This window comes from Actinokineospora baliensis (assembly GCF_016907695.1).
Lineage (GTDB): Bacteria > Actinomycetota > Actinomycetes > Mycobacteriales > Pseudonocardiaceae > Actinokineospora > Actinokineospora baliensis.
In genome coordinates this window covers 7,447,738-7,461,786 of the sequence record NZ_JAFBCK010000001.1, presented here as the reverse complement: position 1 = coordinate 7,461,786, position 14,049 = coordinate 7,447,738, and the positions used below count along the sequence as shown (strand labels likewise).

The window sequence follows — 14,049 nt, the reverse complement described above, 5'->3', positions numbered from 1 at the left end:
GCCCGCACGGCGTGTCACGCATGGGAGCATCTGCGACGACAACCTGGGGGGAAGCACGATCGGGGTTGCGTTGAGGGGAGAGCAGTGAACGTCCTGTCGGTCGATCTCGGCACGTCGAACACCGTCGCCGTGCTGTCCGCGCACGGCCGCCCGCCACGGGTGGTCGACGTCGACGGCGCCTCGATGATGCCCTCGGCGGTGTTCGCGGGCGAGGACGGCGGGCTGGTCGTCGGCCGCGACGCCGAGCGGCGCGCCCGGCTCGACCCCTCCCGGTTCGAGCCCAACCCCAAGCGCCGCGTCGACGAGGGCACCCTCCTGCTCGGCGACACCGTCGTCCCGGTCACCGACGCGCTGGCCGGTGTCCTGCGCCGGGTCGCCGACGAGACCTCCCGCCAGCTCGGCAACAAGAAGCCCGACGAGGTCCGGCTGACCCACCCCGCGCAGTGGGGTCCGGTGCGGCGCAACGTGCTGCTGTCGGCCGCCCGCCAGGCGGGCATGGGGTCGAACCTGGTCCTGGTCCCCGAACCCGTGGCCGCCGCCGCGCACTTCGCCTCCTTCCCCGGCCAGACCCTGGCTTCCGGGCAAGCGCTCGCCGTCTACGACCTCGGCGCGGGCACCTTCGACGTGGCCATCGTTGGCGCAACGCAAAACGGTTTCGTGGTTCTGGCCGAGGCGGGCCTGCCCGACCTCGGCGGTCTCGACGTCGACCAGGCCCTTCTGGAACACGTGGGCCGCCAGGTCTCGCACCGCGACCCGGCGGGTTGGCAGCGGCTGCTGCGCCCCGAGTCCACCGGCGACCGGCGGGCCCAGCGCGCGCTGCGCGAGGACGTGAAGGCGTCCAAGGAGGCCCTGTCGCGGCACCCGCAGACCGAGGTCCCGCTGCCGGAGCCGTTCGACGACGTCCTCGTCACCCGCGTCGAGCTCGAGGCCCTGATCCGCCCCGGCATGCTCCGCAGCGTCGAACTGCTCGCCGCCACGATCCGCTCCACCGGCATGACCCCCGACCGGCTCGTCGGCATCTACCTGGTCGGCGGGTCGAGCCGCATCCCGCTGGTGGCGACCCTGATCGCCGAGCAGCTGCGGGTCGTGCCCACCAGCCTCGACCAGCCCGAGACGGCCGTGGCCCTCGGCGCGCACCACGTGCCGCAAGAGGGCATCACGATGCGCACCGGCGACATGTCCAGCACCATCGACGCCGTCCGCCGCTCCCGCGCGACCGTCCCGCCGCGCACCAGCGGCTTCAACGCGCAAGCGCCGCAGGCCCCGCAGACCGGCGCCACCCCGGCCCAGCAGTTCCCGCAGTCGGGTCCCCAGCGCGTCCAAGGCCCGCCGTCACGGCCGATCCCGGTCCAGGCGCCGCCGTCGAACCCCATCCCGGTGCAGAGCCCCCCGTCGATCCCGACGCCGGTCCAGCACCAGCCGTTACCGCTGCCCCCACAGCCGCAGCGGAACTCGAACAAGACCTGGTACGTCGCCGCCGCGGTCGTCGCCGTCCTGGTGATCGGCATCGTCAGCGTCATCATCGCCACCTCCGGCGGCTCCACGGTGACCGCGGACTGCGGTGACACGACCACCGACGAGCAGGGGTTCACCCCCTGCATCCGAGAGATCGCCGGCCCGGTCGCCGACCACAACTGCGACACCGGTACGAACATCCCGGGCGCGGGTGACCTGGACAGCGCGGGCGCGGTCGCGGTGACCTGCAAGCCGGGCAACGGGTACTACGTCCTCTACTACCAGTTCCCGTCCGAGGGGCTGGTCGACACCAACATCGACGCCGCCTTCTCCGCGCTCGGAGAGCAGTCGCAGTCCGGCGACTGGGACGGTGGCGGCAAGAGCGGCAAGTACCAGTACGCGGAGATCACCGGCGGCGCGAGCCTGCTCATGTTCTCCGTCGCGGACACCCCGGTCATGGGCACCGTGATGGCCCTGCCCGGTTCCGATGACGTGCTCTCGTTCTTCAACGAGCACGTCAAGCCCGGTACCGGTACCTGATCCTCCATGCGCGTCCTGTCCGTCGACCTCGGCACCTCCAACACCGTGGCGGTGCTGTCCGCGCACGGCCGTCCACCGCGGGTGATCGAGGTCGACGGAGCGGCGACCATGCCGTCGGCGGTCTATGCCAGCGAGGACGGTGGGCTGGTTGTCGGACGGGACGCTGAGCGGCGGGCGCGGCTGGATCCGGCGCGGTTCGAGCCGAATCCGAAGCGGCGGGTGGACGAGGGGACCTTGCTCTTAGGCGATGTCGTCGTCCCGGTGGTGGATGCGCTCGCGGCGGTCTTGCGGCATGTGATCGACGAGGTCTCTAGGCAGTTGGGTGGTGCCCGGCCGGATGAGGTCCGGTTGACCCACCCCGCGCAGTGGGGCCCCGTGCGGCGCAACGTCCTCTTGTCGGCGGCCAGGCAAGCGGGCATGGGCACGAACCTGGTCATGGTCCCCGAACCGGTCGCCGCCGCAGCGCACTTCACTTCGCTAGGGCACCCGCTACCGCCAGGGCAGGCGCTGGCTGTCTACGACCTAGGCGCAGGGACCTTCGATGTCGCCGTCGTCGCCGCGACGCAGCAAGGGTTCGCGGTCTTGGCCGAGAACGGCTTGGCGGATCTCGGCGGCGTTGATGTGGACCAGTTCTTACTAGAGCACGTTGGTCGCCAAGTTTCCCACCGCGATCCCGTGGGGTGGCAGCGCCTACTGCGGCCAGAGTCCACTACGGACCGCCGGGCTCGTAGGGCGCTGCAAGAAGACATTAAGGCAGCCAAGGAAGCTCTATCGCGCCATCCGCAAACCGAGGTGCCCATGCCGGCGCCCTTCCACGACGTCCTGCTGACGCGCGTCGAGTTGGAAGCCCTGATCCGGCCGAGCCTGCTGCGCAGCGTCGAGGTCCTCGCCGCGACCACCCGGGCCACCGGCCTCACCCCTGACCGGCTGGTGGGCATCTACCTCGTCGGCGGGGCCAGCCGGATCCCGCTGGTGGCGACGCTGATCGCCGAGCAGCTCCGGGTCGTGCCCACCAGCCTCGACCAGCCCGAGACGGCTGTTGCCCTCGGCGCGCACCTGGTGAGCCGCGAGGGCATCAGCATGCGCACCACCACGGTCGACCCGGGCCAGCACCAGCCGACCTACACGGGACCGCTCCAGGTCAACTTCCCGGTCCCGCAGCGACCGGTGGCGCCACCGCCGCCGAAGCGGTCCAGGCTGCCGCTGCTGATCTCCGCCGCCGTGGTCGTCGCGCTCGCCGTCGCCGCCGGGGTGTTCTTCCTGCTGCCGCGCGACGACCTGCCGAGCGCGGACTCGTGCCAGACCAAGGGCGCCAAGGACTCCCAGGGCTTCACCGCCTGCCTGCGCCAACTCGCCGGTGACGTCGCGGACGGGCAGTGCAAGACGGCGGAGTCACCCGCGGACGTCACCTGCACCCTGCCGCGGTCCTACACCGTCAACTACGCCCAACTCGGTTCGCGTGAAGAGGTCCAGGAGCTGTTCACCACCGAGCTCAACGCGATGACCGGCAGTGATCACGTCGTCGCGGACTGGCGCGGCAACGGACTCGGCGGCAGCTACCGCGCAGGGGTCAAGGACGGTGCCGGGGTCCTCGTCTTCACCGTCGCCGATCGTCCGCTCGTCGGATGGGTCTCGCGCACCGGGGCCCGCGACCTCACGCCGGACACCCTCGCCGACTTCTTCACCGCCGAGGTCCAGCCGGGTACCTAGTGGCCCGACCCAGTGCTAGCGCCGCCGGTTGCGCAGCGCCAGTATCCCGAAGACGATCGCCGCGACCAGCCCGCCGATGACGGCGATGTCGATCAGCGTGCTCTCCAGCGCGGACGGCGGTTCGATGGCCACACCCCCGATTGTGCCCTGCGCCTAGACTGCGTGGCGATGCGCATCACCGCTTTCCGTGCCCTGCTCGCCGACGAGTTCGGCGCCCCGCTGGCCGAGACCATCGCCCACGACCACGTTTTCGGCGCCCTCGGCGGCCGCACCGTCGAGCAGGCGCTTGACGCCGGGATCCCGGCGAAGGAGATCTGGCGGGTCGTCTGCGAGGTCTTCGAGGTACCACCCGAACGGCGCTGAGCGGCCGGGGCTCCGGCGTGTCGGTCCGCGGGGTCGAACAGGTGTTCGCTACTCTCCCATCCACAACGGCCCCGTTTGTCCACAGACCGGCGGTGCCCGCCGACAATCGTCGGTCCCTGCCCGTAGCGTGCTCGGCGTGAGCACGAAACAGACCCGAGGTGGATCGAAGATGCCAGCAGCACCCGACCGGGACAAGGCGCTTGAGCTCGCCCTGGCCCAGATCGACAAGAACTTCGGCAAGGGATCGGTGATGCGCCTCGGCGAGGAGGGCCGCGCCCCGATCGCCGTCATCCCGACCGGCGCCATCGCCCTCGACGTCGCCCTCGGCATCGGTGGCCTGCCGCGCGGCAGGGTCGTGGAGATCTACGGCCCGGAATCGTCCGGTAAGACCACCGTCGCACTGCACGCGGTGGCCAACGCCCAGCGCGCGGGCGGCATCGCGGCGTTCATCGACGCCGAGCACGCGCTCGACCCCGAGTACGCCAAGGCGCTCGGCGTCGACACCGACGCGCTGCTGGTGTCGCAGCCAGACACCGGTGAGCAGGCGCTGGAGATCGCGGACATGCTGATCCGCTCCGGTGCGCTCGACATCATCGTCATCGACTCGGTCGCCGCCCTGGTGCCGCGCGCCGAGATCGAGGGCGAGATGGGCGACAACCACGTCGGCCTGCAGGCCAGGCTGATGAGCCAGGCGCTGCGCAAGATGACCGGCGCGATGAACAACTCCGGCACCACCGCGATCTTCATCAACCAGCTGCGCGAGAAGATCGGCGTGATGTTCGGGTCCCCGGAGACCACGACCGGCGGCAAGGCGCTGAAGTTCTACGCCTCGGTCCGCCTCGACGTCCGGCGGATCGAGACCCTCAAGGACGGCGGCGAGCCGGTCGGCAACCGCACCAGGGTCAAGGTCGTCAAGAACAAGGTCGCCCCGCCGTTCAAGCAGGCCGAGTTCGACATCCTCTACGGCAAGGGCGTCAGCCGCGAGGGCTCGCTCATCGACATGGGCGTCGACCAGGCCATCCTGCGCAAGTCCGGCGCCTGGTACACCTACGAGGGCGACCAGCTGGGCCAGGGCAAGGAGAACGCCCGCAAGTTCCTGCTGGACAACCCGGACGTGGCCGACGAGATCGAGAAGCGGATCAAGGAGAAGCTCGGCATCGGTGCCAAGCTCGACGCCGACGAGACCGCCCCGGCCCCCGTCGAGTTCTGATGCCGGAGCACACCCCCCGGACCGAGGGGACCGGGTGGTGGCACGACCCCGACCCCGGGGCGGCGGCCGAGACCGCCCCGGGGACCTGGTGGTCGGACACGACCGAGCCACCCGAGCCCGTCGCGGACGGGCAGTGGTGGGCGGAGCAGCCTGCTGCGCGCCCGAAGGCCCGGAGGTCCACTGAGGACACCGGGTCCGAGCCCGTGCGGCGCAAGAGGAATCCCCCCGCCGAGGTGTCGCCGGAGGACCAGGACCCCAGCGGTTCCACCGGAAAAGTGGGGCGAGCGCGGCAGAAACCAGCCGCTCGCCCCGAGCGGGGGCGAGCTGGCGCTGGGGAGTCTGTTGAGGCGCCGCCGGAAACCCAGGACCCCACCGGTGCCGCCCTTCGGGAGTCTGGCGGGGAAGTGGGGCGGGTGCGTCAGAAGTTGGCCGAGTTGCCAGCCGCACCCCGCCCCGAGCGGGGCCGATCCGGCGCGTCTGGCGCCAGGGAGCTCGTTGAGGCGCCGCCAGAAACCCAGGGTCCCACCGGTGCCGCTCGTCGGGAGTCCGGCGGGGAAGTGGAGCGGGTGCGGCGGAAGCTGGCCGAGTTGTCGGCCGTGCCCCGTCCTGAGCCGGAGCCTGACACCGGGGACGGGGAGGCGGGGGCTGGTCGGCGGGGTCGCCGGGAGCGGGAGCTCACGCCGGATGAGGTGGCCGCCAAGGCTCGGGACATCTGCTACCGGCTGCTGGCCGCCCGCGACCGGACCAGGGTTGAGCTCGCGCAAGCGCTGCGGCGCAAGGAGATCCCCGATGACGTCGCCGAGGTGGTGCTCGGGAAGTTCGACCGGGCCGGGCTGATCAACGACGCCGCGTTCGCCGAGAGTTGGGTGCGGTCGCGGCACACCCACCGCGGGCTGGGGCGGCGGGCGCTGGCGACGGAGCTGCGCCGCAAGGGGGTCGACGACGAGATCGTGGCCGAGGCGGTCGCGGCGGTGGACACCGACGCCGAGCAGGAGCGCGCCGCGGAGCTGGTCGACAAGAAGCTGGGCGGCATGCGCGGCCTCGACGAGCAGACCAAGGTCCGCCGCCTCGTCGCGATGCTCGCCCGCCGCGGCTACGGCGAGGGGATGGCCTACCGGGTCGTCCGCGCCGCCCTCGACGCCGACACCGCGCACGACTAGAAGCAACCGCGCCGTCACGCCGGGTGATGATCCACTCCCCGCGGGCGGAGATTTTCGGGCGCCGGGACGCCGCCGGGCGATGACCTTGAGGGTCGGCCACAGTGGGCAGTGTCACACGGGACAGTTGCGGCCCGCTTTCCTTGCCGGGCAACGGTTTCACCTGCCCTAACACTGTACGGTCGACCTTCGCGTGTGCGCGAGATCACAGGTCTTGACCACCCCCGGCACGGGGTCGATCACCCATCGACGCGCCGCTTGTGGTACTTGTCACATCTGCCGTCGCAAGGCACAGTCGGCGACGAGCGGTGACCGGGTCCCCCGACGGCAACGGACCCACGCCGCGACCGGACGCAGGTACGGAGGTGCGACATGTCGAGTACGGAGATCAGCGAGCTGCAGCGGACCATCGGTCAACTGCGGCAGTGCGTCGGTGCCCTGCGGGCCAGGTACGGCGACGTGCCCGCCGTCCGCAGGCTCGTCAACGACATCGAGCGCATCGATATCGACGCCGCCGACTTCACCACCACCCCGACCGCCCCCATCCCGAGGCGGCCGGAACCGGCTGACGTCGTCGTCGTGCCGGACACCCCGTACGACCCAGCGCTGTGGCACGGCGCCGACGACGAGGGAGTCGGCGGCCACCAGCGCTAGACCACCACACAGCTCAACAACGAGGACACGATGACGTCAGGTGTTGGCGCCCCCACCCGGGCGAGTATCTCCGCGCGCACCCTGCGGACCGACCGGTGGTGGCTCCCGCCCCTGCTCACCAACCTCGGCCTGCTGACCTTCATCGGCTACGCGACGGTCCGCTCGTTCATGGGCAAGTGGTACGTGGTCGAGCAGTACGGCTACCTGACACCGTTCTACTCGCCGTGCCTGAGCGAGTCGTGCCTGCCGGGATCCAGCCACTTCGGCACCCCGCTGCCGGAGCTGCCGGGCTGGATCCCGCTCGGCTTCATCGCCCTGCCGTTCCTGCTCGGCTTCCGGCTGACCTGCTACTACTACCGCAAGGCCTACTACCGGTCGGTGTGGCAGTCGCCGCCCGCCTGCGCCGTGGCCGAGCCGCACGCGTCGTACTCGGGGGAGACCAAGCTCCCGCTGGTCGTGCAGAACGCGCACCGCTACTTCTTCTACGTGGCGCTGCTCGTCTCGGTGATCAATACTTACGACGCCGTCGTGGCCCTCACCCACGGCCTCGGCCTGGGCAACCTGGTCCTGCTGGTCAACGTGGTCCTGCTCTGGGCCTACACGCTCTCGTGCCACTCCTGCAGGCACATCGCGGGCGGCAGGCTCAAGCACTTCTCCAAGCACCCCGTGCGCTACCGCGCCTGGACCCTGGTCTCCAAGCTCAACGTCCGGCACATGCGGCTGGCTTGGACGACCCTCGGCACGCTGGTGCTGACGGACCTCTACGTGATGCTCGTCGCCAGCGGTGCCATCTCCGATCTGCGCTTCTTCTGAACCTGAAGCGGCTAGACATTCTCGAGAGGAACACATGACCGAGGTCGAGCGCCACTCCTACGACGTGGTGGTCATCGGAGCCGGTGGCGCGGGACTGCGCGCGGTGATCGAGGCGCGGCAGCGGGGGCTGCGCGTCGCCGTGGTGTGCAAGTCGCTGTTCGGCAAGGCCCACACGGTGATGGCCGAGGGCGGCTGTGCCGCGTCAATGGGCAACGCGAACTCCAACGACAACTGGCAGGTCCACTTCCGCGACACGATGCGCGGCGGCAAGTTCCTGAACAACTGGCGGATGGCCGAGTTGCACGCCAAGGAGGCCCCGGACCGGGTCTGGGAGCTGGAGACCTACGGCGCCCTGTTCGACCGGACCACCGACGGCCGGATCAGCCAGCGCAACTTCGGCGGCCACACCTACCCCCGGCTCGCCCACGTCGGCGACCGCACCGGCCTCGAGCTGATCCGCACCATGCAGCAGAAGATCGTGTCGCTGCAGCAGGAGGACTTCCGCGAGTCCGGCGACTACGAGGCCAGGATCAAGGTCTTCGCCGAGTGCACGGTCACCGAGCTGCTCAAGGACGGCGACGCGATCGCGGGTGCCTTCGGGTACTGGCGCGAGTCCGGTCGGTTCATCCTGTTCGAGGCCCCGGCGGTCGTGCTGGCCACCGGCGGCATCGGCAAGAGCTTCAAGGTGACCTCCAACTCCTGGGAGTACACCGGTGACGGGCACGCGCTCGCGCTGCGGGCGGGCGCCACGCTGATCAACATGGAGTTCGTGCAGTTCCACCCGACCGGCATGGTGTGGCCGCCCAGCGTGAAGGGCATCCTGGTCACCGAGGGCGTGCGCGGCGACGGCGGGGTGCTGAAGAACTCCGACGACAAGCGGTTCATGTTCAACTACATCCCGGACGTGTTCAAGGGCCAGTACGCCGACGGCGAGCAGGAGGCCGACCGCTGGTACACCGACCAGGAGAACAACCGCCGCACCCCGGACCTGCTGCCCCGCGACGAGGTGGCCCGCGCGATCAACTCCGAGGTCAAGGCCGGTCGCGGGTCACCGCACGGCGGGGTGTTCCTCGACATCGCCAGCCGCCTGCCCGCCGAGGAGATCCGGCGCAGGCTGCCCTCGATGTACCACCAGTTCAAGGAACTGGCCGACGTCGACATCACCGCGGAGCCGATGGAGGTCGGGCCGACCTGCCACTACGTCATGGGTGGCGTCGAGGTCGACCCGGACACCGCCGCGGCCGGCGTGCCCGGCCTGTTCGCCGCCGGTGAGTGCTCCGGTGGCATGCACGGCTCCAACCGGCTCGGCGGCAACTCGCTGTCGGACCTGCTGGTGTTCGGCCGCCGCGCGGGCCTCGGCGCCGCGGACTACGTCGAGTCGCTGAGCACGAGGCCCGCCGTCGTCCAGTCCGATGTGGACGACGCGGCCCGGTTCGCGCTCGCCCCGTTCGACCCGCCAGCCAACGGCGTGGAGGAGAACCCGTACACGCTGCAGAACGAGTTGCAGCAGTCGATGAACGACCTGGTCGGCATCATCCGCAAGGCCGAGGAGGTCGAGGCGGCGCTGGCCAAGCTCGCCGAGATCAAGGCCCGGGTCCCCAAGGTCACCGTCGAGGGCCACCGGCAGTACAACCCCGGCTGGCACCTGGCGATCGACCTGCGCAACATGCTGCTGGTCAGCGAGTGCGTGGCCAAGGCGGCGCTGACCCGCACCGAGAGCCGCGGCGGTCACACCCGCGACGACTACCCGATGATGGACGCCCAGTGGCGCAACACGCTGCTGGTCTGCTCCACCGCCGGTGACGCGCTCGTCCCGGACGTGGTGATCACCCGCAAGGAGCAGGAAGCCATGCGCCAGGACCTGGTGGAGCTGTTCGAGCTCACCGAGCTGGAGAAGTACTACACCGACGGTGAGCTCGGCTCCCACCCGGGACGAAAGGACTGAGGTGCCCTACAAGGCGAAGTTCAAGGTGTGGCGCGGCGACGCCGAATCCGGTGAGCTGCGGGACTTCCTGGTGGAGGTGCACGAGGGCGAGGTCGTCCTCGACATCATCCACCGGCTGCAGGCCACCCAGGCGCCGGACCTGGCGGTGCGGTGGAACTGCAAGGCGGGCAAGTGCGGCTCGTGCTCCGCGGAGATCAACGGCAGGCCCCGGTTGCTGTGCATGACCCGGATGTCGACCTTCACCGAGGACGAGACGGTGACGGTCACCCCGATGCGCACCTTCCCGGTGATCCGCGACCTGGTCACCGACGTGTCCTTCAACTACCAGAAGGCCAGGGAGATCCCGTCGTTCACGCCACCGGCGGACCTCGCCCCCGGTGAGTACCGGATGCAGCAGATCGATGTGGAGCGCTCGCAGGAGTTCCGCAAGTGCATCGAGTGCTTCCTGTGCCAGAACACCTGCCACGTGGTGCGCGACCACGAGGACAACAAGGAGGCCTTCTCCGGCCCCCGCTTCCTCATGCGCGCCGCCGAGTTGGAGTTCCACCCGCTCGACACCGCCGACCGGGTCCCGGCCGCCCAGGAGGCGCACGGCCTCGGCCTGTGCAACATCACCAAGTGCTGCACCGAGGTGTGCCCGGAGCACATCGCGATCACCGACAACGCCCTGATCCCGATGAAGGAGCGGGTGGCCGACCGCAAGTACGACCCCCTGGTCTGGCTCGGCTCCAAGATCTTCCGTCGCAGCGGCTCCTGAGCCCGTGCTGACACCGGTGCCCGCGGCCCCCCGAGGTCGCGGGCACCGGTGCGTTCAGCCCCCGCCGCCTGCCCCGGCGGCTGCCGGGTCGGTGGCCGAGAGGGTGGCGGCGGTCTTGCTGCCGCGGCTGAGCCGCCGTTCCACCCAGATGGCCAGGCGGCTGACGGCGTAGTTGACGGCGATGAAGATCACCGCGATGGTGAAGTACACCTGGATCGGGTTGTCCAGGTTCTGGATGATGATCCCGGCGGTGCGCACGGTTTCCTCGTAGCTGATGATGAAGCCGAGCGAGGTGTCCTTGAGCACCACCACCAGTTGGCTGATCAGCGCGGGCAGCATCGCCCGGAACGCCTGCGGCAGCAGGACCAGGCCGAGCACCTGACCGCGGCGCAGCCCCAGCGACTCGGCGGCCTCGCGCTGGCCCTTGGGCAGCGAGTTCACCCCGGCCCGCACGATCTCGGCGATGATCACCGAGTTGTACGCGGTCAGCCCGATCACCAGGAACCACAGGTTCGACAGGTCGATGCCGAACCCGGGCAGCACGCGGGCGGCGAAGAAGATCAGGATGACCACGGGGATGCCGCGGAAGAGCTCGATGAAGCCGACCACCAGCCAGCGCCACGAGCGGCCCGCGACGATCCGCAGCACCGCGAGCCCGGTGCCGATCACCAGTGAGAACGCCATCGCCAGCACCGCGGCGATGAGGGTGTTGACCAGTGCGTCGCCGAGCAGGTTCCAGACGAGGGTGAAGTTGTCGTCGGCCGGGTCGGTCAGCGGGGCCCACTTGTCGGCCTCGAACTGGCCCTTGTCGGCGAGCCGGTTGCCCACCAGCGCCAGCAGCCCGGCCACCAGCACACCGGCCACGACGCTGCCCAGCAGCGTGCGGCGGCGGGCGCGCGGCCCGGGGGCGTCGTAGAGCACGGACGCGGTCATCGGGCGATCGCCACCTTCCGCTCCACCCAACCCAGCAGCAGCCCGCTCGGGATGGTGATCACCAAGTAGCCGATGACGACGCCGAGCAGCACCGGCAGCGCGGCCTCGCCCCTGGCCGAGGTCAGCGTGTCACCGACGGCGAACAGGTCGCCGCCGATGCCGAAGGCGCCAGCGATCGCCGAGTTCTTGATCATCGCGATGATCACGCTGCCCAGCGGCGGCACCACCGTGCGCAGCGCCTGCGGCAGCACCACCGACGAGAGCGACTGGCTGAAGGTCAACCCGACCGCGCGCGCGGCCTCCGCCTGACCCGCGGGCACCGAGTTGATGCCGCTGCGCACCGCCTCACAGACGAACGCCGAGGTGTAGAGCACCAGGCCGGTGACCCCGAACCAGAAGTACGCCCCGTTGACGCCGATCTCGGGCAGGCCGAAGGCGCAGAAGAACAGCACCACGGTCAGCGGGCAGTTGCGGAACACGGTGACCCACGCGGTGCCGACCCAGCGCAGCGGCGGGACCGGCGAGACCCGGAACCCGGCGACGACGGTGCCCAGCACCAGCGAGCCGACCGCGGCGAACGCGCAGATCCGCAGCGTTTGCAGGAAACCGTTGAGGTAGAGCGGGAAGTTGTCGATGATCACGTTCACGGGTGGCTCCGAGCCCGGTAAGGCTCGGGGCGCCCACCGGCAGGCGGGCGCCCCGAGCACGGGTCAGCAGATCAGCTGCACGCCGCGGTCTCGGGCAGCTTCGGGGTGTTGGGCGCGACCTTGCCCGCGGTGTCCTTCCACGCCTTCTCGTAGCTGCCGTCGCCCGAGGCGGCCTTGAGGGTGTCGTTGATGAACTGGCAGAACTTGGTGTCGCCCTTCTTGATGCCGATGCCGTAGGGCTCGGTGGTGAAGGGCTTGCCGACCAGCTTGTACTCGCCGCCGGACTTGTCGACAAGGCCGAGCAGGATCACGTTGTCCGTGGTGACCGCCTGCACCTGGTTGTTCTTCAGCGCGTCGGCGCACTTGGAGTACACGTCGAAGAGCACGATGTTGCTCTCGTCGACGTACTTCTTGATCGTCTCGGCCGGGGTGGAGCCGGTGACCGAGCAGACCTTGGCACCGCTGGACTTGAGCGCGTCCGGCCCGGTGATGTCGTTGTTGTCCTTCTTGACCATCAGGTCCTGACCGGCCTCGTAGTACGGGCCCGCGAAGGAGATCCGCTCCTTGCGCTTGTCGTTGATGGTGTAGGTGGCCACGACCAGGTCGACCTTGCCCTGCTCGATGACCTCCTCGCGCACCTTCGACGGGGTCTCCACCCACTCGATCTTGTCGGCGGAGAGGCCGAGCTTGGCCGCGACCAGCTTGGCGATCTCCACGTCGAAGCCGGTCGGCTTGTTGTCCAGGCCCTTGAGGCCGAACAGCGGCTGGTCGAACTTGGTGCCGATGCGGATCTTGCCCGACTCGTTGAGCTTGGCCATGGTGGTGCCCGCCTCGAACTTCGCCTGCGCGTCGACCGACGGGTTGGCACCCGAGCCGGAGTTGCTCGACTGCCCGCAGGCGGTCACCGCGATGGCGAGTGCGGCGGTCGCGGTGCCGATCATCAGGCCCCGGAGTCGCATGTCTGCTCCTTCGTGTCGTCGGCTGCGGTCCAGCCGGGTCTACCTCCCCCCGGGGAAGCCCCGGGAAGCTCAGTGGGTCAGGATCTTGCCAAGGAAGTCCTTGGCCCGCGCGGACTTCGGCGCGGTGAAGAACTCGGTGGGGACGCTGTCCTCGACGACCTCGCCGTCGGACATGAAGATCACCCGATGGGCCGCCTTGCGCGCGAAGCCCATCTCGTGCGTCACCACCAGCATCGTCATGCCGTCGGCGGCCAGCGAGGTCATCACGTCGAGCACCTCCTGGACCATCTCCGGGTCCAGCGCCGAGGTCGGCTCGTCGAAGAGCATCACCTTGGGCCGCATGGCCAGCGCCCGCGCGATCGCCGCGCGCTGCTGCTGACCGCCGGACAACTGCGCCGGGTACTTGTCCGCCTGGTTGGCGATCCCCACCCGCTCCAGCAACTCCAGCCCGGTCGCGCGCGCCTCGGCCACCGGCCGCTTGCGCACCTTCACCGGGGCCAGGGTCACGTTCTCCAGGATCGTCTTGTGCGCGAACAGGTTGAACGACTGGAACACCATGCCCACCTCGGCGCGCAACCGGGCCAGGTCCTTGCCCTCCGCGGGCAGCGGGCGGCCGTCGACCTCGATGCGGCCGGAATCGATCGGCTCCAGCCGGTTGATCGCCCGGCACAGCGTGGACTTGCCGGACCCGGACGGGCCGAGCACGACCACCACCTGGCCGCGGGGCACCTCGAGGGTGATGTCCTTGAGCACGTGCAGTGGACCGAAGAACTTGTCCACCGCGGCCAACCGGATCATCGGCGCTGCGGTGTTCGGTTCGGTCATGGCGTCCTCCGAGCGCTGGCGTACCGGGTGGCGTCAGGGGTCTGGGGTTGGGTGTTCGGGCAACCTACTCCGACTCGACCG

Annotated in this window: 13 protein-coding genes; 9 read left to right on the top strand and 4 right to left on the bottom strand. The window is 69.9% G+C overall.

Features of this window, described 5'->3' with window-relative positions; all coding sequences use genetic code 11:
* Window positions 1–84: 84 nt before the first annotated feature.
* From JOD54_RS32810 to JOD54_RS32770, 9 genes are all read left to right on the top strand, one after another.
* Complete coding sequence (locus JOD54_RS32810; protein WP_204455799.1) at window positions 85–1,995, top strand: Hsp70 family protein; 1,911 nt, start codon at window positions 85–87, stop codon at window positions 1,993–1,995.
* Between the two features lie 6 nt (window positions 1,996–2,001).
* A complete protein-coding gene (locus tag JOD54_RS32805) occupies window positions 2,002–3,705 on the top strand; it encodes an Hsp70 family protein (RefSeq protein WP_204455798.1) in 1,704 nt (567 codons plus the stop codon).
* Window positions 3,706–3,873: 168 nt separating this feature from the next.
* Entirely contained in the window at window positions 3,874–4,068 is a 195-nt protein-coding gene (locus JOD54_RS32800) for a DUF3046 domain-containing protein (RefSeq protein ID WP_204455797.1), read from the top strand.
* 169 nt (window positions 4,069–4,237) lie between these two features.
* Complete coding sequence (gene recA, locus JOD54_RS32795) at window positions 4,238–5,278, top strand: recombinase RecA (protein ID WP_204455796.1); 1,041 nt, start codon at window positions 4,238–4,240, stop codon at window positions 5,276–5,278.
* 689 nt (window positions 5,279–5,967) lie between these two features.
* Window positions 5,968–6,438, top strand: a complete 471-nt coding sequence (locus tag JOD54_RS34905) for a regulatory protein RecX (protein WP_307860572.1) — start codon at window positions 5,968–5,970, stop codon at window positions 6,436–6,438.
* Window positions 6,439–6,807: 369 nt separating this feature from the next.
* On the top strand, window positions 6,808–7,089 hold the full coding sequence (locus tag JOD54_RS32785; RefSeq protein ID WP_204455794.1) for an Rv0250c family protein: 282 nt from the start codon (window positions 6,808–6,810) through the stop codon (window positions 7,087–7,089).
* Between the two features lie 30 nt (window positions 7,090–7,119).
* Entirely contained in the window at window positions 7,120–7,902 is a 783-nt protein-coding gene (gene sdhC / locus JOD54_RS32780) for a succinate dehydrogenase subunit SdhC (protein ID WP_204455793.1), read from the top strand.
* A gap of 34 nt (window positions 7,903–7,936) precedes the next feature.
* The gene (locus JOD54_RS32775; protein WP_204455792.1) at window positions 7,937–9,847 is read left to right on the top strand and encodes a fumarate reductase/succinate dehydrogenase flavoprotein subunit; all 1,911 of its coding nucleotides are present in this window, start codon (window positions 7,937–7,939) and stop codon (window positions 9,845–9,847) included.
* Window position 9,848: 1 nt separating this feature from the next.
* The gene (locus JOD54_RS32770) at window positions 9,849–10,604 is read left to right on the top strand and encodes a succinate dehydrogenase/fumarate reductase iron-sulfur subunit (protein ID WP_204455791.1); all 756 of its coding nucleotides are present in this window, start codon (window positions 9,849–9,851) and stop codon (window positions 10,602–10,604) included.
* A gap of 54 nt (window positions 10,605–10,658) precedes the next feature.
* Here the strand turns inward: JOD54_RS32770 and JOD54_RS32765 are convergent, their stop codons facing one another.
* From JOD54_RS32765 to JOD54_RS32750, 4 genes are all read right to left on the bottom strand, one after another.
* Window positions 10,659–11,537, bottom strand: coding sequence for an amino acid ABC transporter permease (locus tag JOD54_RS32765; RefSeq protein WP_204455790.1), 879 nt, complete (start codon window positions 11,535–11,537; stop codon window positions 10,659–10,661).
* Window positions 11,534–12,184 carry an amino acid ABC transporter permease gene (locus JOD54_RS32760; protein ID WP_204455789.1) on the bottom strand — a complete coding sequence of 217 codons (651 nt, stop codon included), beginning with the start codon at window positions 12,182–12,184 and terminating at the stop codon, window positions 11,534–11,536. The genes JOD54_RS32765 and JOD54_RS32760 overlap by 4 nt, the downstream gene beginning before the upstream one ends.
* A gap of 71 nt (window positions 12,185–12,255) precedes the next feature.
* The gene (locus JOD54_RS32755) at window positions 12,256–13,143 is read right to left on the bottom strand and encodes a glutamate ABC transporter substrate-binding protein (protein ID WP_204455788.1); all 888 of its coding nucleotides are present in this window, start codon (window positions 13,141–13,143) and stop codon (window positions 12,256–12,258) included.
* A 69-nt stretch (window positions 13,144–13,212) separates the two neighbouring features.
* Window positions 13,213–13,941 (bottom strand): amino acid ABC transporter ATP-binding protein, encoded by a 729-nt coding sequence (locus JOD54_RS32750; protein ID WP_204456966.1) that lies wholly within the window; start codon window positions 13,939–13,941, stop codon window positions 13,213–13,215.
* Window positions 13,942–14,049: the final 108 nt, after the last annotated feature.